This window comes from Staphylococcus sp. IVB6240, from assembly GCF_025558425.1.
GTDB lineage: Bacteria > Bacillota > Bacilli > Staphylococcales > Staphylococcaceae > Staphylococcus.
In genome coordinates this window covers 805,282-826,114 of the sequence record NZ_CP094718.1, presented here as the reverse complement: position 1 = coordinate 826,114, position 20,833 = coordinate 805,282, and the positions used below count along the sequence as shown (strand labels likewise).

At 34.8% G+C, this 20,833-nt stretch carries 16 protein-coding genes and 1 pseudogene; all 17 read right to left on the bottom strand.

Translation table 11 applies throughout. The features are described 5' to 3' along the window. Positions 1–331: 331 nt before the first annotated feature. Entirely contained in the window at positions 332–973 is a 642-nt protein-coding gene (locus tag MUA88_RS04135) for a hypothetical protein (RefSeq protein WP_262604857.1), read from the bottom strand. 13 nt (positions 974–986) lie between these two features. Continuing rightward, positions 987–1,649 (bottom strand): hypothetical protein, encoded by a 663-nt coding sequence (locus MUA88_RS04130; protein WP_262604856.1) that lies wholly within the window; start codon positions 1,647–1,649, stop codon positions 987–989. 158 nt (positions 1,650–1,807) lie between these two features. After that, a pseudogene (locus tag MUA88_RS04125) lies at positions 1,808–2,380 on the bottom strand (N-acetylmuramoyl-L-alanine amidase); the annotation flags it as partial. A gap of 16 nt (positions 2,381–2,396) precedes the next feature. Then, positions 2,397–3,413 carry a restriction endonuclease subunit S gene (locus tag MUA88_RS04120; RefSeq protein ID WP_262605842.1) on the bottom strand — a complete coding sequence of 339 codons (1,017 nt, stop codon included), beginning with the start codon at positions 3,411–3,413 and terminating at the stop codon, positions 2,397–2,399. After that, positions 3,391–5,301 carry an HsdM family class I SAM-dependent methyltransferase gene (locus MUA88_RS04115; RefSeq protein ID WP_262605841.1) on the bottom strand — a complete coding sequence of 637 codons (1,911 nt, stop codon included), beginning with the start codon at positions 5,299–5,301 and terminating at the stop codon, positions 3,391–3,393. Before MUA88_RS04115 ends, MUA88_RS04120 begins: the two co-directional genes overlap by 23 nt. Before the next feature lie 346 nt (positions 5,302–5,647). After that, complete coding sequence (locus MUA88_RS04110; RefSeq protein WP_262605840.1) at positions 5,648–7,117, bottom strand: SH3 domain-containing protein; 1,470 nt, start codon at positions 7,115–7,117, stop codon at positions 5,648–5,650. Between the two features lie 35 nt (positions 7,118–7,152). Next, positions 7,153–7,644: a phage holin family protein gene (locus MUA88_RS04105; protein WP_262605839.1), complete on the bottom strand. Its 492-nt coding sequence runs from the start codon at positions 7,642–7,644 to the stop codon at positions 7,153–7,155. Then, positions 7,644–7,934, bottom strand: a complete 291-nt coding sequence (locus tag MUA88_RS04100; protein ID WP_262605838.1) for a hypothetical protein — start codon at positions 7,932–7,934, stop codon at positions 7,644–7,646. The genes MUA88_RS04105 and MUA88_RS04100 overlap by 1 nt, the downstream gene beginning before the upstream one ends. A 42-nt stretch (positions 7,935–7,976) precedes the next feature. Further along, positions 7,977–8,144: a hypothetical protein gene (locus MUA88_RS04095; protein WP_262605837.1), complete on the bottom strand. Its 168-nt coding sequence runs from the start codon at positions 8,142–8,144 to the stop codon at positions 7,977–7,979. After that, positions 8,131–12,471: a phage tail spike protein gene (locus MUA88_RS04090; RefSeq protein ID WP_262605836.1), complete on the bottom strand. Its 4,341-nt coding sequence runs from the start codon at positions 12,469–12,471 to the stop codon at positions 8,131–8,133. Before MUA88_RS04090 ends, MUA88_RS04095 begins: the two co-directional genes overlap by 14 nt. A 15-nt stretch (positions 12,472–12,486) precedes the next feature. Further along, positions 12,487–13,995, bottom strand: a complete 1,509-nt coding sequence (locus MUA88_RS04085; protein ID WP_262605835.1) for a phage distal tail protein — start codon at positions 13,993–13,995, stop codon at positions 12,487–12,489. Further along, the gene (locus MUA88_RS04080; protein WP_262605834.1) at positions 13,992–18,929 is read right to left on the bottom strand and encodes a phage tail tape measure protein; all 4,938 of its coding nucleotides are present in this window, start codon (positions 18,927–18,929) and stop codon (positions 13,992–13,994) included. Before MUA88_RS04080 ends, MUA88_RS04085 begins: the two co-directional genes overlap by 4 nt. Before the next feature lie 16 nt (positions 18,930–18,945). Beyond that, positions 18,946–19,089, bottom strand: coding sequence for a phage tail assembly chaperone GT (gene gpGT / locus MUA88_RS04075; RefSeq protein ID WP_262605833.1), 144 nt, complete (start codon positions 19,087–19,089; stop codon positions 18,946–18,948). Positions 19,090–19,148: 59 nt separating this feature from the next. Next, on the bottom strand, positions 19,149–19,520 hold the full coding sequence (gpG, locus tag MUA88_RS04070; RefSeq protein ID WP_262605831.1) for a phage tail assembly chaperone G: 372 nt from the start codon (positions 19,518–19,520) through the stop codon (positions 19,149–19,151). Positions 19,521–19,587: 67 nt separating this feature from the next. Further along, on the bottom strand, positions 19,588–19,767 hold the full coding sequence (locus tag MUA88_RS04065) for a hypothetical protein (protein WP_481906607.1): 180 nt from the start codon (positions 19,765–19,767) through the stop codon (positions 19,588–19,590). 17 nt (positions 19,768–19,784) lie between these two features. Further along, positions 19,785–20,408 carry a major tail protein gene (locus MUA88_RS04060; protein WP_262605830.1) on the bottom strand — a complete coding sequence of 208 codons (624 nt, stop codon included), beginning with the start codon at positions 20,406–20,408 and terminating at the stop codon, positions 19,785–19,787. 12 nt (positions 20,409–20,420) lie between these two features. Then, on the bottom strand, positions 20,421–20,831 hold the full coding sequence (locus tag MUA88_RS04055) for a hypothetical protein (protein ID WP_262605829.1): 411 nt from the start codon (positions 20,829–20,831) through the stop codon (positions 20,421–20,423). Positions 20,832–20,833 lie beyond the last annotated feature (2 nt).

Genomic DNA, 20,833 nt, shown 5'->3' with positions numbered 1-20,833 from the left:
CAGATAACCTAGGTGCCACATTCTAAGTTGTTTTAATAGCGCTGGAAGAACTAGTATCAACAACGATGCCGGTTGTTCTAGCGCTTTTTCTATCAAGTAAACCAAGGTTTTACCCTCCCTTCACTTGAAGTGTGTAAGTCATTAACTAACTTACATATATAATTATACTACCCAAACGGAATATATTCAACCCTTTTTCTCAACTTTTCTCTATTTTTCTGCACAAAAATAACCGCACCAGTTAAGGTACGGTGAAAGGTTAACCTCAAGTGCACTCCACAGATGTGTCTCGTTGTTTTAATTTGACTAGTGGTATATGCTTTCGTTTATTTTACAAATCAAACAAATCATTTATTAATTCCAAGCATTCTTCATATGTAATAGTTGTATAAAGGACTATACTCCCGTATCTAGAAACACTAAAACTAATCTCTTTGTCTAAAAACGGATATACAACAGCAACTGTGGAAAGATCTCCTGATTTATCCATTAGTCCATAAATTTCAGTGTTATGAACCTGGTCTCCATTTAACATTCCACCAGTTACAGTTTCTATAGTAACATTTTTGAACTGTGCCTTTCTAACGTTATTAGATCTATTTTTTATTTCATCTAAATCAATTGTTCTTGCGCTATAATTCAAATTAAATTGCTCATCAAAAACATCTTTTATAATGTGGGCAGCAATTTTGTTAGCATATACTACTAGATTACCATCGGATAACCTATAAAAAGCTTCATATCTATTCCTTACAATAACACTAGACAAATTCTTACCTAGTGCTCTTACTTGTATAGATTTTGGTTCGTCAACGACTAAATTACATCTAATATACTCTCCAATCTCCTCATTGATAAACAATTCTGTTGTCAATTCTTCTTCAACATCATTTAAAACTTCATAACGAGTTGTTGTTATATTATTAATTTCTACTTGGTGGTTTTCTGACTCAAATACCCATATTGACTGCATTTATCTCTTCTCCTTAAACAATCATAAAATCATTTGCAATTTTATATATATTTTTCGAACTTTTACTTGTATAAGATAAACTATTTTTATTAATAATCACTTCTTCATTTAAGTCATCGATTAAAAACGCTGTATCTACATGAAGAATCATACTCTTTACATTCTCTTCTTTAATTCTATGCGTAGAAGCAGACAAATATGGATTTTTAATATTGTTGTAGATTATCTTTAAATTATAGGTTCCTTCATTATTTAAATTGCGATTATTGAAGTCCTCACATATATTGATAAACTCATCAATTGCCTTTTTGGCTTGTTTATAATAAGTTCTAGTCAAAGTCATACGTACAAATGAATTTTCTCCATACTCATCGGTAGGAAAGTCATCTTTTTTAAATTGAATTATAAAATCATTCATATTTATGATGATGTTATTAGTATTAGCATTCATAACAACATAGTTTTCTTTTTTTAAAAGTTCTTTTATACCTTTAAAATTTATATCACTTTCACCAATATACCGATAACTTAATGTTATTTCAGTCGTTTTAGCAAATTTAAAAATCTTAGAAACAAACATATAAAACCTTATTTTTCTGTAGTAAAAAAAGGAGAAAACACCATAACAAGCTCCTAAAACTCCGGCAACATTACTTACCAAACCTAGATAATCCATATTCCCACCTCCCTACAGTAATTTTCAATCCATTATATCATAAAAACACCACACTTTTAACTAGCATAGGTGGCGGTAAATAAAGCCGGATTAGTTACCGGTAATCTATATGTATTATAGTACAAAAAACAGGGCGACCGTTACAGCCACCCTAAAATTTACGCCCATTCAATAGAACCCCAGTATTTCTCACTTTTAATTCTTTCGTATTTATCTGTAATTTTACAAACAGCACAATAAAAATGCTTTTTACTTGCACCAGGTGCTTGATATTTAAATCTTATCCACCAATAGCCGTTCTTTTTAATGACTTGGTCAAACTTAACCCAATCATTTTTATTGTAAAGCCATGATGCCTGGTCAACCACTTCTCCGCTCAATCCAGGCGAACGTCTAACCTTTATTGCTGTATTTGGATAAAAGACACCGCCCCAATTCCAAGCAATCTGTTGCACTTGTTTTTTACCTGCTGGTACGCCTCCAATTGGTTTACCGTGAATTGCACCTGCAATATCTTTAGCATACTTATCATAGTTCTGCTTGATATAGTCCATGTCTTTTTTGTTTGTAATAAAACCCAGTTCAGCCAGCCTATAATTGACATTAATTTCAGCCGATACATTTGCATTCAAAAGGTCATTACGCCCTGTCACGCCCCGAATTTGACCGACATTCGACTTAATAACAGACTGAATTGCGTTATCAATCGTATCAGCTTTAAATTGCCCTGAAAAACGAAATATTTGTTTATAATCTGTCGAATATTTCGTTTTCTTTTCGTTTCATGTATTGCTCCATAAATTCATAGTCAGGGTGATTGTTTTTAGTGGGGAGGCTGATTATTTGTTTTTTCATACGTCTAGCGTTAAATTTATAACCGTATTGATATTTTTCTTTCTGTTTTAATATCATATTTTTTATAAACAGATAAGTATATTTGTTGCCTTTGTTCCTTAACGATAATCTTTTAACATCATCTGAAAATATGGCTTTGTATGGATGATAAAAATTTTCTACAACACTGCCATTATAATTAACTCCTAAAACATTAGAATCTTCACTAGAATTTGTGTTGCTGACATAGTTAGTAATTCCATTATTGCTATCAGTTGATCCAATAAATGGGGTCAAACCTCTTACGAAATCATTTTTAGTTAGTCTTTTCCCAGACTTTATTAGAAATAGAGATTCTATAAAATAGTTTTCCCACCTAACCTCATCTAACTCTCGCCAATCAGAAATTTTGTGTTTTTGTTTCACTTTTACTTGTGATTTTATATTAAAATATTTTTCTTTGATATAGCGTTCCATGAAGTCATAATCAGGACTATTATTTTTAGAAGGAAGCAATATTTTACGTCTTTTTACTCTTAATTGGTTTAGACCATAACCATAGTTATATATAAATTTCTGTTTATTGTACATAGTTGCAATAAACAAGCCTATATATTTATTTAAGCTTACGTTATAGCCTATGTAAACATTTTTGTGCGGTATAAAATCTTCTGTTTTATAAAGAGTTAGTCCAACAGAACCTTCTCCAGTTTTAATAAAAACTAAAGCGTTTCCTTCTACTTTCAGTTCTTCATTATTAGCGAAACCTACCACACCATTATTTTTATATTTTGCCCCTATACACGGTAACTTTGAATCATTTTTTAAATTCAATTTTGAAAAGTCAGACGTAGTCCCAGATTTAATACTGAATAACTCATCAGTTGTAAACGCCTTCCATTCTCTATCACTCAGTTTCATCTTCATCATCGAATAAATACCCCCTGCCGTGCAGTTTCATGTCGAATTCGAATGATAAATAATCAGCAATTGTTTTTTCAAAGTCCTCATCAGTAGGTATTTCTTCATTGTAGTAGAAGAAGCTATGTAACCATTCATCCTCCCAAGTAATAGGGGATTTAACTAAAAAGTTAGTATCCGCATCTTCATAATCATTTAACACGTTTAAAAGATAATCTTTTTTTGATTTCTCAGTACCATCTCCAACTAATCCCACATGTTTACGCACTATATAACCATCATCAGAAAAGTTTACAAAATTAACACGTTTTTTGTTGTCTTGTGGAATACCTGCAGTGAAAATTGCTATGCATGGATTTACTCCCACGCCATAAAAGGTATCTTTATTAAGCGTAATTACTGTTTCTAATGAATGTTTTTCTAGTATTTCACGCTTGTAATCCTTATCATTTTTAGTTTTGCCAATCATTGTACTTTGAGGAACGATAGCGGCTAACTTAGCGTCCTTTTTCATTAGTGATAATGTTTCGTTGATAAAACTAATTTCTGATAAGTGACTTAAGTTTTTCGTTTTAGCTTGTGAATATGGAGGATTAATTAATGCCTTAGTAATTTGAGTTTTATATAGTCCTTTTTCAACATGGAATATGTCATCACGTTTTAGATTACTTTTACCATCACCACGTAAAATCATATTTGTAGTTGCTATAGCGAATAGCTTTTGTTGTAATTCAATTCCATGTAATTGTTTTTGTTTTATTTCAGCCTTTTTAATTTCATCACTTGTTTTTCCTAACATTCTATTCATGGCAGCTATTAAAAAACCACCCGAACCACAGCACGGATCTAATACATAATCGTTTTCGTCAATATCAATTAATTCACACATCAGGTTTGTAATATGTCTAGGTGTTAAGACTATACCTAATGGATTGCCATCATTTCCTCCATATTTTACAAATTCTCCATAAAAATTACCTAGTATATCCATATCAGAGTGTTTGATATTTTTCTTTAATTTATTACTTAGCTTGATAGTAAAATATCTTAATGGTGTCATCCCTAAATCTTCTCTTAATCTATTTAACGTCAAATCGTTCTGTATAAAAGTGAAATTGTCTTTTAATTCACCAATTTTAGCATGAGGCATTAAACTTTTATTTCTTAAATATTTATCAATAGCATCAAAGAGGATTTCACCATCTTTAACACCCTCACCTTGAAGTCCTTGTAGTTTATCCACATTAAAAATCACTTCTTCATTTTCTAAAGCTAGTAAAATTGCGGACACTACAGAAGCTTTCTTTTCGCCTTCAAGCGAACCGTAGTTCCTTAAATCCTCGTGCAAATCTGCAGCAATTTTATTAACTTCTATTAATTCTCTTTCTTCTTTAGGTAACTCTCCTAATACAGAAACACGATAAAATTCTTCAATATTTTCTTCTTTTAAATCCTCTAAGTTGTTTATATCTGAAATATATTTATAGCTTTTACTATCTACGTAATGTATGCTAATTTTATTCGAATGACCATCTCCAGATGCGCCAACAGCAAAAACCTTATCAATTATATTTGTATGTTTAATAATATGTCGTGCGTAATGCACTGCGCCATTAACAGCATAATCTTTCAATATCTCTGGTGAATCTAAAATTAATTCGTCGCCTTCTGATTTCATTTCATGCTTATGTATATCTTTTTTATCTTCAACAACAACTAAAAATCCATCACTAAAAAATAAAAACTCTGGTTTACCTACTTTTCCATTTAAACTTTTACTTGCCGTTTTTAGCGCTTCCGCTATTTCAACATTACTGCTTTGTTGTTCATCGTAACTTACGCCTAAACTTTCAATTTCTTTTCTTATAAATTGATCTATACCAGTTTTTTCATTCATTTATATTACCTCATTTTATTACATGTATAGCATTATTGTAGCATTTATAACGATTTTTAGACATAAAAAACAACCACCCAGTAACTAGTATGGGTGGTGTAGCGACTGTAACAACTCTATGTTATCAAGATATGTGTATCGAGTGATGACAAGGAAGATGTCTCCTGTGAGACCAACAGTCAGATATACGGCCTCTGCCGGGCTATATAGTCCACTCCTACTATATACGCATGTAATTATAACATAAAAAATAGGCAAGTACCGAAGTACCTGCCTACTACTCACAATTTCAACTTGAGAGAGAAATGTTAAATAAAGTATGTAGAAATAATACCACAATTATATATTAACTGATTTCTCCCCATAAGTCACCTAATATCTGATTAGGCGGTGCGACGCCGTTCCACTCTCTAACTGGTAAATACAGACGTTCACCTTCAAAGCTATCATAACCTACCCACACGTGACCATCTTGTAACATTACTTCATCATAATTAATAGTGGTACCCGGTTGAAGCTTGCCTGCTTTGTTACCCTTGATTCTGAAAGGTCCTTCTTTCCACACTTGAATTTCTTCATTTCCATTTTTGAATGTGGCTTGTTCATTCTTCCACCATGTACCGTATTTATTCTTATTCCAATCAGTCTTTTTAACCACTTGCTTTTTCTCTTGCTGCTTAACTTCTTGTTTAACGTCAGATTGTTGAACCGTTTCTACTTTGCTTACTTCTAGCTTTCCACCGTCATAATAATGTTTGATGCGTTTGATGAAGTAGTCTTTCATTCTATTAATATTTGCAGCTGTGTAAGGTGCTCCTTTACCAACATGCAACTCCCATGAACGATGTGGACAAGAAGTACCAAAGAATTCGTTATGCAGGCGTACAGTGTTGCGATTAACTGGTAATCCGTACGACTTCATCACGTCCGCAGCTACTTTTAATGTCGCTTCTTCGTTTTCTAAGAATAATTTGTCTGATATTCTACCAGGATACGACTCACACACTTCAAAACCAATAGCATTTGCGTTTGCCCATTGATTACCACAGTGCCATTCAACGTAATCTGTTGGATGATACCAAAGTACCTCATCACGATTGACATACACGCTCGCCCACCCATTAACGTGTGTACCATTGTTTTCACGTGCATAAAGCCAAGGTAGGTATTGACTCGGTGTCATGCTTCCATAGTCATTATGGATAATCACAGCTTGAATGCTGGGCTTCGGCGCTGTAATCTTATTACCTTTAATATGATTTGAATAAATATGTTTCAATTCTTTCACGCTCCCATTTTTAGATTTATCTTGCTTTTTATTTAAGTTAGTAATATCGTACTTTTCCATCGGCAATCCACTGCACACTTGCGATTTTTCATCTTTAGGCGAATCTTTTGGTCTAAGTTGTAAATGTATGTGTGCAGACATTGGATTGTCGCAATAGTTACTGCTACCTTGTAACCCTACAATGTCACCTTGATTGACTTTATCGCCAACAATAAAACGCAATGAACCACGCTGTAAGTGACCATATATCCAATCATTTTCGTTGGCGTCTTTAATCACTAAAGTACCGCCAAAGTTACCGTAGTCATTAGATTCAACCACAGTGCCACTAGTGACTGCAGGCACATCATTTGTTGTATTCGTATATAAATCGAATGCACGGTGGTAACCGTCACAAAATTCATCATAATTAATGCCATTCTCTGTATAGTTACGGTAACCATAATTGTTAGGATAATTATCATATGTGCGTGGATCAGATGATATCTTCCAACCTCTTTTAGTTAAATAGTCAATAGCTGTTAACACTTATTTCCCTCCAATAAAAAAAGAACCGACATAAGTCAGTCCTTTTTCTCGATTTTGATATTCATTTCTGCTGTGTCACCTTCAAGATCACGAGAATGCTTGCTTGAAAATTCTTCTTTGATTTCAGTTGTGACAGATGTGCCTTTTTCTTTTTTGATAACTGCTAATTTTTCAGCTATTTCTTGCGGTACAAAAACGCCCATTTCAGCACAGTTTTCCACAATGGATAAGCCTTCGTTGGCAATGTAGAAAAAGATTGTAATTACTAAAATTCCACCGTTAGTCCCTAAAATTTGATCGATGATATTCGCAAGTACGATAATACAAAAAATTAACAGCTTACGAGCGTAACCGAACAGTGATTTTCGACTCCATAGCTTGTCTTTTTTTAATGCTTTAGCTAAGCCTGTGAAAATATCAACAGCCATCAAAATCATTAAGAAATATAGTAACCTAAGTTCACCGGCATAGATAAACGTTTTAAAGGCTTCACTTTCAGTAAAGCTTACTGTAACTGCACCAAGCATTATTCAGTAGCCTCCTCGACATCTTTTTCAACATACAGTTCGCCATTTTCATCAAACTTAGTACGTTCAATGCTTTGCTTAACATAGTACGTTTTCGTATTGTTTTTGAAGATTTTAGCAAGCATATTTTGTAAGCCACACGCTTGTTTTGCTTCGTCCTCTGTTTCAAATTTAAATGCATTGTCGGGCGATACGCCACGTGTAAAACCATTGCTAAAATTCCGCATAAGTGGGCTTTCTTCTCCTTGCGGATTAACCTCGACTAAATAAAATTCTGTAATTTGTTCCATAATAAAACCTCCTAAAATTTGGTATAAAAATAGTGGTATAAGTTACTCACTTACACCACTATCATTTTCATCGGTATTTTGTTTGTTTTCTAATTCCTCTTGATACAGTGCGAGCAAAATTGCATTGTTTTTTTCTAACTCGGCGATTCTGTTTAATAAGTTGTTAATCACTTTGTTAGGGTCTGCTTGTAGTTGGTTATTTTGATTCATTTATTTGTTCCTCCAATTGTTTGATTTGTTTTTGTTGGTGTTTTATCACAGGTATTAAATGAACCCATAATCTATCATATTGAATACCTTCGATTTCGCCGTTACTATCATAAGTTACAAACTCAGAAAGTCCAACATTTTCAACGTCTTCTGCAATTAATCCAGAATGTCTTTTTATAACAAAAAAGTCATCACTCAATCTTTTACCTGCTTCTATTTCTTTCGCATAAGTTTCTGATTCTGCCTTATCAAACCAATGTTTTACGTTTAAATTTAATATTGATTTCGAATGTTCCAGTTGTTCATCTTCTGTCTTATATTGGTTATCAATATCTAATTTGTATTTACTTGCTGATGTCGCACGTCCTAGTGTTCCATATGTAGTGACATAAACATTTGCGCCATAGGAATAAGTTCTGTTGTAAACCGCCTTAGACGCTAATCTGTCGCCATCTGAGTCACTACCAGCAATTAGAATGTCTTGACTTTGCATACCTATATAACCATTTCCAGCACGACGTTTAATTAGGTTGAATTCACCAACACCAGCTTCAATCGTCGTATTTCCACCTCCAGTGCTGCTGCCGTCTACCACTTCAACACGTGGATTAGATGAGGCTTTGTAAAATCTCAAACCTGAGCCAAAACCATTAACATCTGAGCCATATAAGATATAACCATTTGTTTTATAATCCAATGTTTCATTAGAAACCGTTAATGCGAATGTATTATGACCGGGGCGATTAAGTTTATAAGGTCTAAAATAAATAGGCGACTGCCTACTTTCAATGTTTACTGACGCATATGAATCAATCATTACTTTGTTAAGATTTGATTGTAAACCTAATACACCAGAACTAAATAAAGTTAAACCTCTGACATCGCTGTATTCTGTTGAGAAAAATTCGATTGTACCAGAAGTTAAATCATCACCAGACCCGTCTAAGAATGTTGATATACCAAAATCAGAAAAAGACAATTTTGTTTGCTTCTCATAATTAGAAAATGATAAATAACCATTTTTCATAACGGTATTAACTGTATTGGTTGAACTAGTTTCTCTCCAAACTCTGTCGTATCGACCATTTAATTCTAAGGTATCATTTTTAATATTGATATAATTTATACTGTCCCCCCCTCTGATACCAATATTATTTACATTGATGTCTAAACCTTCCTGCGATAAGTTTAAACGGTTAATGATTTCATCTTTACCGACTTTATTATTTACATTACCAGCTAACACTTGAAAATCTTTGTTCACATTGATATTGACACGGTCACCCCTCAACATAATACCATCAGGTCCAACAGTATGTGATTGAATGCTACCATTTTCATCATATCTAAAACTTAAACCGGTTGTAGTATTAATTGTTAATTCAGCCAAAATACGAGATAACGTTTTTCGTGACGCATTAAATTCTTCCGAAGTTGTACGTGCATTGATGTCAGTGCCATTCTGATTAATCTGTGTTTGCATAACATCAAGCGTTTTATTAGTTTCTGCTTTTGTTTCATCAATATCTGCTTTGACATCTTCAGGCGCAGGCGTCCAGTCCGTAGCTTTGTTGCCTTTTTCTATTTTGATGTTTTCAATTGTAAAACGGTCTCCGTTGTTATTGTTGTAGAAACTCAATTTCCATAATGTACCCGTTTTAGTTGTTGATACTAATGGTAAAGTGAATGATAGCCTTTGTTTTTTATTGCCGATATTTTTAAATACCGTTCCTCCAAACTTGAAATCAAAGTTGGTTAAAGCATCATATACTTTTAGTATTTCACCGCGTTCCATTTGCACATCAAAACTTATCGTTATGATTTCGCCCAACTGTAATTTACTATGTGCACTTGTGATTAAAGTATCCCAATACTGATTATAATTGTTCGAAGTATCATTGATAGCCTTTTTGATATTTACGCTGTTTTCTAATAAATTTCTGCCGCCGACTTGCACATTGTTCACTGCTGTATTAATTTGATTTGTTGTTGCAGCTTTGTTATCTGTATATTCTTTGATGGTCACACGGTCATTAATCGCATTACTTAATTGTTGACGTTGCGTGTCTGCGCTGTTTAAACGCGTGACTATATTATTTTGGTCTGCGTCGTAACTTGTTTGCGATACTTTACTATTGATTTGTGCAGGTAACACATCTAATTGCGCTTTTTGTTCATTGACTTGTGTTTGCAATGGTTGTAGTTGATCATTAAGCATACGATTTACTTCTGTTTTTGTAGCTGTGTATTGTAGACTATCTTGTAGCTGTTGTAAGTTACTTTCAGCAGTATTTAAGCGAATATTTAATGGCTTAGTAACGTCATTTATAACGTCTTCTTTCACTGCTTTTATCGAATTAGACAACTCACTTTTTGTTAGTTTAAACGTGTTATCAACTTCATTTTTCAAATTCAATGCAGACGCATCAGCATATCGTTTTAGATCAAGACTTTCAGCTTCTATTCTTCTATTCAAACTTTGCATAGTGTTGTCTAGTCTTTCGCCAACTTCTACAACAGATTGATGCATACCTTCAACAGCAGAATTCAAAAGCATACTTGTAATTTCACTAATACGATTTTCATCAGGGATATTAGATGTTAAAGTTTGATTCGTCGAGTCCCAACGTCCACCTATCGTTTCAGCAACTTTACTCATAGCGTCATTAAACTTTTTATCAGTATACTGCGACTGTAGTAATTTAAAGCGTTCGTTGATTGATAATTTAGCATTTTCCACTACATTATAAAGAGTTTGTAATTTCTCTCTATAAGTAAGAAATAATGCTTGAGTATCTATTAACTTGCCTATCGTAGCAGTTTCATCTGTCATACCGTCTAGGTTATTTTTGATGTTATTATAAACTGACACGGTAGCGTCAAGTTTAGCATTTAACTCATCTTTCAAATCAAAGTCCACTAAATATTCACTATTAATAACCTCATGCATTTCATTTAATAATTTGCCATGTTGAATGGATAGGTTAACAAAGGTATTAGTTAATTCGCTATACAGTGCTTTTTCACGTGTTATCCCACCTATATCTTCAGCTTTCTCTGCCGTCGCATTAATCCATTGCCCCTCCCAATAACGACGCAAAACTGCGACTTTAGGATTATTTGTATCTAACCACAACATATCGTTAACTGGATTTTCTGGCGGTTCAACACCTTTGATAATCTTACGTTCGAAATACTCAAGCTTACCCTCAACCATATCAGCAACGATAGTATTCACATTTGTAAATTGATCATTCAGTTTTTGTTGTATATAACCAAGCTTACTTTCAAAATAGCGTCGTAAGTCACTTTCTTTATGCTCGACAATTTTACCGAATGTGTAAGTACAGTCGCCACTGATTAAATCTAAGTCAAAGCCAATCACTTCGCTTTCTGCATATAAACTAGGCGTGAAGTCAGTGTTTTTAATTCTAACCAAGTCACCAAAACGAATTGTTTCATGTGGGTATTCTTGTTCGATGTTGACAACACTTACTTCATACGAAATCGCAGCCGATTTATGCTTATTCAGTTCTGTTCTAGCAAGTGTTTCAAGTCTCTGTCTAGTCATATTGTCTTCTTGCGTTTCTGGCTCATATAAGCCCCAAATATAACGTTGTGGTAACCCTAATTGTTGTTGTGCCTCATCATCATGTACAACCAAACTGATACGCTTACCATTCTCGTTTTCTGGACCAAAAGCAAAAAGTGCCGTCTTCACTTCTGAAAAGTCGACTTTGCGCTTCATACTTAACAAGTCTTTTCCATAAACTATTTCTTTACCTTTAAATAAAGGCGTTGGTTTATGCATATTAACTAAACGCTTTACCACTTCATAGCCATCAATGATGATTTCATAATCGGCAACAACGTCATGCGCTGTTTCAAGTTGACTAATCATCTCCAAAGGCGTTCTGACGGATGTCCACGAATTTGTTTTAATACCTGCATAATCACAATCACCAACAGACCAGCCACTATCTCGCAACGTTTCATATAACTTTTGATTAATTGTCATCTTCTCGTATTGACCAGCTGGAATTGGTTTAGATGTACTAATATCGACTAGATAAGAAGCTGTACATTCAACTTCTGTATACTGACCACTATCTTCAATATGGTCGACAATAAATTCACGATAATTATCCATCTGGTCTTGAATCAAGATACGATTACGCTCTTTAAAGTTGATTGCTTTAGAACTCAAAACAATCAAATTGAGCGTTTCTGCATCAGCTGTTCGACTATACATCGCTTTAATAATCGCATTATCAGCTTTGCTAAAAAAATCAATAATGTGACCACTGTAATTTAAAACATGAATCAAGTTATTCCCCCCTTCCTATAAAAATCTATCTTGCCATTTAACTGTTGTGTCAAAAGTTTCAGGTGGATATATGACTAGTTCAGATGTGCCCGCATCAATATTAAGATAATTTGAACCCAAATCTTTGAGATGTAATGCGTTTTCATCGTTGATTGTTACTAACTTCTGACGTGTATCAATCATAATATCATCGCCACTTCGGATTACGATAGGCGTAATATCTTCGCTGTTCGGTAACAATTCTTGGATACTAAACCCTAGCAAAGAAGCATATAAACTTTTAGCGTATTTAGCATATTTCCCGGAATACAAACGTGCTATGCGTACTTTACGTTGGTACAAATTACCACGATCAATAATCACACGTTCATCTTTCCCGAGTGGTTTTTTTCGTTTAGGGTCTTTGTATAAATCATAAAAAAAACTAGTAACCTTCAAATTATTGCCTTTTCTTTCTAAAAACATAAACGGATGAATATATTTACGTTTTTTGTATGTGGTAGGCACGTCACGTGTATATATCTTTCTGGCGCTTCCATGCTCATCATAAGCAAAAACAACAATTTTTGAGTTATTACTATTTGCACTTGTATTGACATACACAATGCTAAATTGCGTTCTGTTATTTTCATCCACTAAATAAGCAACTGATTTGCTAGTACCAATACCTAAATATTGCCGTACAGACAGTTTAAAACGTATCCTGAAATCCTGGATTGATCGATTTAATGACTTATAAATAGCAGCGCCATGCCACCCAGTTTTGGTGTTACTACCCCAAACCGACGGGTATATACTTTCATTTCCCCCCATTACCTTGAAGCGTCCGCCCATTGCATCTCCGCCATCTAAAAACGGACCGAAACTTGTATCATTCGGCATGTACGCCCAATTGCCAATACCGTTTTTATTAAATTCGTCATTAAACAGGTACGGCGACACATCTTTCGTTGTTTTTTCAGCATCTTCGGACTTACCAACCATAAAATAGTCTTTGTCTCCGTTGGCGATCATAAAGTTCGTGCTATCTTTTAATGCACGTGCTTCAATGGTAATTGGTGTTGGTGCAGTACCTAGATTAACGACTGAAACAGAATCACTGATAGCCGTGTTTGTATAGACTTTCCCTGAATATTTATAAGGGTCTGTTAATATGACTTTGATTTTAAAAGATACAATACCTTGCGTATTTGTTGCTAATTCAATCGGCCCATCAAAATAGGCATACCAGTACCAATCTTTTTTAGAAAGTTGTAGCTTAACCGCTTCATCATAATCAAAGAATTTAACTATTTCGTTTAATATCTCATCATGCGTTTTACGTCCAGCCAAATAGTCGTTACGTACAATTAAAGGTAATTCAAATTCATAGCCTTCCAACTCTCTAAACTTTTTCACTGTACCTGCACGACCAGGTACATTTTCAACACCTGTGACAAAATGAAACGAGGGTATTTCAAACCCTCGTTCAACAATAAGCCAATCTATCCTTTTATCATTTACAATAATCGTTTCGTTTGTCATGTCGCGAATGCACCACCTCTATACTTGTTCAATTTATTTGTTAGACGCTCACGTTTGTCTTGAAATCTGTTATGCGCACGTTCCATTGAATCCTCATCAACAATTAATTCTTTAGCTGCAATTTCAAGCAATAATTCCATTTGTTTGCGTTGCTGGTCAATCTGTATTTGTTGATTCTGAATCATTTGTAGGAGTAACGATGTGTCGTTCGAACCGCCTGTTATATTCGGTAGTTGCCCAGGACGTTTATTATTTGATGTTTTACCATTGTTAATATCTTGCGCCGCTAAAGCAAGTAACTTCATCGAATCGCTATATAAAGCAGGGTCAGTTGAAATTACATATTCAGGATAACCGCCTTCTGCCAGGTTATACCAACCGGCGTTTTTGATAAGTCCTCCACTAGCAAAGCGCTTAGCTTTGTCCAATAAAGAACTTCCATGATTGACTTTGGCATATCGCATACCCGCCATTAAGTTATCTAAAGTGTTATTATATTTACCGTAACCTTTAGCTTTAAATGCTTCGAAAGTAGATTTACTAATATCTAATAAACCTGTGCCATTTTTTTTATTAATTTTCTTTGACCAAAAATCGACAAATCGTTTAGTTGTAGGGAGCCCAGTTTGATTTAATGCAGTTTTGACAGTTTCAGTAATGCGTCCTAAACCACCGCCACCTTTTCCACTTACTTTTAATCGACCTTGTCTTTGAGCCCTCCATAAATAAGGTTCAGGGTCTACATCTCGACCGTTTTTTCTTATACCTAAATGTAAATGAGGTCCTGTACTAAATCCTGTATTACCAGTAAGACCGATAACATCTCCTGCCTTAACAGTTTTACCACTAGGTGGAGTTTTACTGAAATCTCTCAAGTGTGCAAATATCATTTCCATTGCACCACTTATAACCTTTACCCAGTTACCATATCCACCGTGCATAAATGATTGTCTTGCTACTTTACCGCCCATAGGTGTACGTATGGTTTTATAAACGAACGGGAAGTCAACGCCTTCGTGGAATGGACGTCCAGTAGCTGCCGTATAAGCAGCTGTTCTACCGTAGTGATAGTTAATCAATCGAGGATCTAAAATACCACCTTTGATGTCTCCACCGGCTGAATCAAGCCCGCCTTTCAACCATTTAATAGCGCCATCTTTAATTTTGTTCCAAGCGCCACGTGTTATTTGTCCAACAATACCCATTCCTTTAGTTAAACTACCAAAATCAATACCTAATGAAGATAAAAGTTTGTTAAGTAGTTTACTAGGTTTGCCCACAAAATCTAAGACGTCGCCCAATCGGTCTTTCAACCAATCACCAGCACTTCTCATTTTGCTACCAATCCAATCTGTAGCTTTACCAAACCATGTACCCATACTAAACCTTGGAAGTTCACCAGTCATTTGTTGACGCACGCCACCGCTTATAACACGACCACCCTTAGGGATGATAGTTGGCGTATCTTTTGCAGGTGTTAAAGCAGTTCGGCCATTCGGATATTGAATCAACTCACGGCGACCATCACGACCTTTACCGTTACCTGGTCCTTTATCTCCTACAATAGCCATTGTGTCTTGTTTCATACGACCATCAGATGTAGTTTTAACACTTCTATTGATTTGTTGATTATGGACCGTACCAGTTGAAAGTGTAGGGATCTTAGGTAAACTTAATTTTGAACCTACCCAGTTTAATCCTCTAATTAAACTATTTAAACCACTCTTAATTTTACTTACCATTCCGCCAATATGACTTTTAATTCTATCAATTATGGATTTCAATCCATTCTTCATGTTATTAAATGTTCTTCTAACACCTCCCCATAATCTTGAGGCAATGTCTGTCACTGAACGTTTTATAGAGTTCCAAACATTTACAATACTATTTTTCACTCGATTAAAAATATTTCGAGTTCCTGACCACAAATAATTCCAAGTTCTTTTTATTGAGCTCCATAAATTTGAAGCAATTTTTGATACTGTTCTTTTTATAGAGTTCCATAAATTTGTAATCCATGATTTTACTTTGTTAAAAATACCTCTTGTTCCACTATAAAGGGCATTCCATATGTTTTTAACGGAAGACCATAAAGACCTTACAATACTTAAAACTTTATTCTTTATACCTGTCCAAAGTTTTGAAATATAACTTTTAACTGCATTAAAGATAGTGCTAGTTGTATTTTTAACTGCTGTAAAATAACGCTTCACAGCATTAAATATGAACTTAACTGCATTCGATATAGCATTTTTAATACCATTCCATACAAATTTAATGAATGTCCATATCCCGTTAAAAATTGATTTTGTGATTGATAATATACGTTTAAATATAGAACTAATAATTGACCATATAAACTTCAACACAGTTTCTATAATGCTTTTAACACCATTAAACGCTTTACTAATAACACCTTTGAAGAATCCACCGAATATTTTTACGACTTTAAGTATCTTGCCGATAAACCATAACTGAACTAAATTCCAAATAAGCGTCAACGCACCACTAAAGACTTGTTTAACATCTTCCCAAACTTTGCCCCATTGACCAGTAAAAATACCGCTAAATATCTTGACAATACCTAGTATGACATCTAAAGCTCCATTAATAATACCTTTGATATTATTCCATGTATCCACAATCAAAGTTTTGATTAGTGGCCATAAGAATTTCATGACTCCCCAGATAATCTGCATACCTATTTTTACTGCAGGAACAATCACATTCATAAACACTGTTTTTACAACGCCGCCTAATTCTTGTAGTATTGGCCATAAGAAGTTTTTAACTTCTGTAAATACTGTGACAATAGTATCCCATACATTTATTAGAGCTTGAACAATCGTGTCTCCGTTTTTATTCCAAAACTGAACTAACTTCCGACCTATGTCTTGTACAAATTTCCAAATCGCATTAAATGCATCAATAAACGCTTGTCTGATTTGCATTAATGTTGTTGTTACTTTAATCGCGGCAGCTTTAGGCATAATCTTTGAAAGTAAATCAACTGTAGGCAAAGTATTTCCTGAGAAAAGATTTTTTAAAGCGTTGAAAACTTCTTTAGCTACATCCCAAAGTTTTTTGAATCCGTCAATAACGGGGTCTATAACTGCATGTACAATGTTTCTAAATGTTTCAGATTTTTTATAAGCAATTACAAATGCTGTACCGATTGCTACTATTGCTGCAATTGCTAATCCTACTGGACCAAGCATGAATTTAAATGCTCCACCTACAAGAGTTAAACCTTTAGCTGCAAATGGTGCTTTGGTACCTAAGAAGTTCATTACACCACCAGCTTTTGTGATACCTGTCATCACAGGACCTATTGTAGTCATAATACTTCCTAGTGCTGCGGTAAACGCACCTGTGGTTAAGATTAAAGGACCTAAAGCTGCAGCGAATATACCTAATCCTACTACTCCGGTTTTCACCCAACCAGGCATATTTGTAAACTTATCAGCTAACATTGCAAGAAAATCAGCGGCTTTACGTATATGTGGTGCTAGAACATCACCTATACTAATCGCCATTGATTCGATAGCTGACTTCATTTTACGGATAGACCCGCCTATGCCACCTTCCATTTCATCTGACATACGTTTGCTTGCTCCTGCGGAATTATCAATAGACTTAGTTAACTTTTGATAATCTTCATCTGACGCATTAATTATAGGCAAAATACCACTCATTGCTTCTTGACCAAATAAGGTTTTAACAGCGGCAGATTGCTGAGCTTTAGATAATCCCCCTAAACTACCTCTTAATTGATCCGTGATATCCCTGAAAGGCAACATTTTGCCCTCACTATCAGTGATTGAAATACCTAAGCTTTCCATCGTCTTTTTAGCTTCGCCAGTCGGCTTTGCCAATTTAGTCATCATGGATTTTAAAGCTGTACCAGCTTGCGATGCTTTAACTCCTGAATTAGCCATTAACCCCAGTGCTATTGATGTATCTTCCACAGAGAATCCGAATGAGCCTGCAACCGGTGCTACATATTTAAATGCTTCGCCCAAACCTGCTACATCAGTGTTGGCTTTCGAACTCGTTTGTGCTAATACATCAGCAAAATGACTACTGTCTTTTGCTTTTAAGCCGAATGCGCTCAATCCATCCGTAACAATATCACTGACTTGCGCTAAATCCTCACCAGATGCAGCCGCTAACTGCATGACACCGTCAATACCACTCATCATTTCTTTGGTATCCCAGCCGGCCAAGGCCATAAAATTCAGAGCGTCAGCCGATTCACTAGCGCTAAATTTAGTTTTAGCACCCATTTCAAGTGCTTTGTCTCTCAATAAATTAAACTCTTTACCCGTAGCACCTGATGTCGCTTTAACCTTACGCATTGAGTCATCAAAGTCTATGCTTTTCTTTGCGGCAAGTCCAAAGCCTGCTACAACCGGAGCAGTAACATACATAGACATTGAACGACCAACACTTTTCATCGATTCACCAACACTAGTAAGTTTTGGTCCTATATCTGTAAACTTTTGACCTAATCGACCAAAACTACTATTAGAGACTCTAGCTGCTTCTTGCGCTTCTTTTTGGAATCTTTTGAAACCATCTACAGTTTGGTCTAGCTCGTGTTCGAGTCTATTTAATGTATCAGCTTGTTTATTATATTCTGTACGCAACCTAACAGCAGCAGCGTTATTCGCTCCTTTATCTTTAACCATTTGTTCATATTGCTTGCGCAATTCTTTAACATTGTTACGTTGTTGTTTCGTCGCAGCATCTAACTCATGTATTCTATTCTCATAACTCGCCATTGACTTTTCTGAGTATTTAAAGTTGTTACTTGATAATTTCAAATCAGAGTTGAGTTGCCTAAAACTACGCTTAATACCTTTAAGTGTTGAACCAATCCCCATATCTTGCATAGATAGGTCAATCTGTAAACCCTTAATTCTTTCTGCCATATTTCCACCTCCTTACTTATAAATTGGTGAATGCATCTAACATACTGTCTTTCTTATCAATTTGTTTGACGGGCTTTCTACCGTCTTCAATAACATCCATAAAAAAAGAAAAGGGCATGTCTAGGATGTCGTTAATATCCTTACCGCCCTCTTTCATCATGTCGTATGCTACTTTTTTTAAATTTTGTTTGTGTTCAGCCCATGTGATGACTTTTTTATTTAAATCATCTTCGCTAATTGCTTTTTTCTTTGCTCGTCCATTTGGCCTTGTGCGATGAATTGCACTTGTGATTTGATTTCTTCAACCGCATCAGGTGCATGTAAACGATCTAATAAATCGTCACTTGTGAATTGATTATTGTACACATCAACAACAAAATCAGTCATGCGTTTAAACATTTCTTTTTCTGTTAGTTCGCTACCGTCTTCAGACGTACCTTCCATAATGTCAGTCGCTTCATAAATTTTACGGAATGGGATAAAGTTAGGTGTGAAATGCGTCTCAACCTCGAAATTACCGTTTTTATCCTCTTTAGCGTTACCTTCTTTATCTAATACTACTAATTTAATGTAATTGATTTTTTTAGCCATGTTTAAAACTCCTTTTAATATAATAATTTTTATTTGCGAATAAAAAGAGGGCGCAATGCCCTCAAAATTAATCTTCAATCTTTTTGATTAGTGGTTTACGTTGACGATTGTCACTTGATGAAAGTTCTAAAATACGTTCTTCATCAATTTTCTTATTCACTGGACGCGGAAATGTGTTCCCTTTTTTATATAACTTGTCATTGTCCTGCAAATCTTTAAAAGTTTTTAATACTTCATATTTAGCCATTGATATAGCCCTCCTTATTATGCGCCAATGTCAGGTTCTTCTGTGTCTTCGGATACTGATTTGCTAGGGTGTTCTTTACCAAATACTTTTTTCCAAATTGTATCACGCATGACAGTTACACCTTTTTCATCGCGACCGAGAAGCATAGTTTGTTCTTTCTCAAAGCCTTCAACTTCAGCAGACATGAATTCAGCTGTAGATTTGTCTTGAGAGAATTCAACACCATCTTCTTTAGGTTGACCAGAAACTTCAGGAAACGTGAACATACCTTTAAGCAATCCAACATATTCAGACGCGCCAGTTTCTGTTGTTTTTTCGAAGATAACCGCAACATATGGTGGCGTATTATTACCTACACCAATCACACCATCACTTGATTTATCAAGTCCAAATAATACTTCTCTATCTTCGATTGGTAAATGATGGAATGTAGATTCTAGTTCAACTGTTCCGTTAGATACTGCTAGTTCAGCAACACTATTATCTCCATGTGCTTTTTCAATAGATTGTTCTTTTGATACCTGAATTTCTTGTAAATATTTAATACGTTCAGGGTCAGTTACACCTGAAACTTCTTCTGTATTCAAAGGCATATAGTAAAATCCTGTAATACCTGTAAACGAATTGTATTTTTTTGCCATTCTTAATTCCTCCTATAAATTTAATTCAGTACGATAAAAGGTCCCCTCGTATCTACGAGCGGACCTGTACATTTTTAATTCTTCGTCATATTCCGGTTTTGCATTTGATGTGTTTTCCATTTTCAATTGTTCTTTCATTAACCGTGAAATGTGATAGCTAACTTTATTCCTTACAAAATATGATTGATACTCCTCGGATTCAGGCACAAACACATCAATTTGTACGAGGTAGCTTAATGCAAGGTTGTCATTGTCTGCGTATTCGACAGGTAATGTGTCATCAATTTCACTCATCACAATATATGGCTTGGTCATATCTGACGGTTCAGGGTATTCATAGAACTTAATACGATTATCAACATATCGTTGCACTAACGTATCTTTAATAAGGATGTTATAAATATCCATTAAAATATCTCTCAATC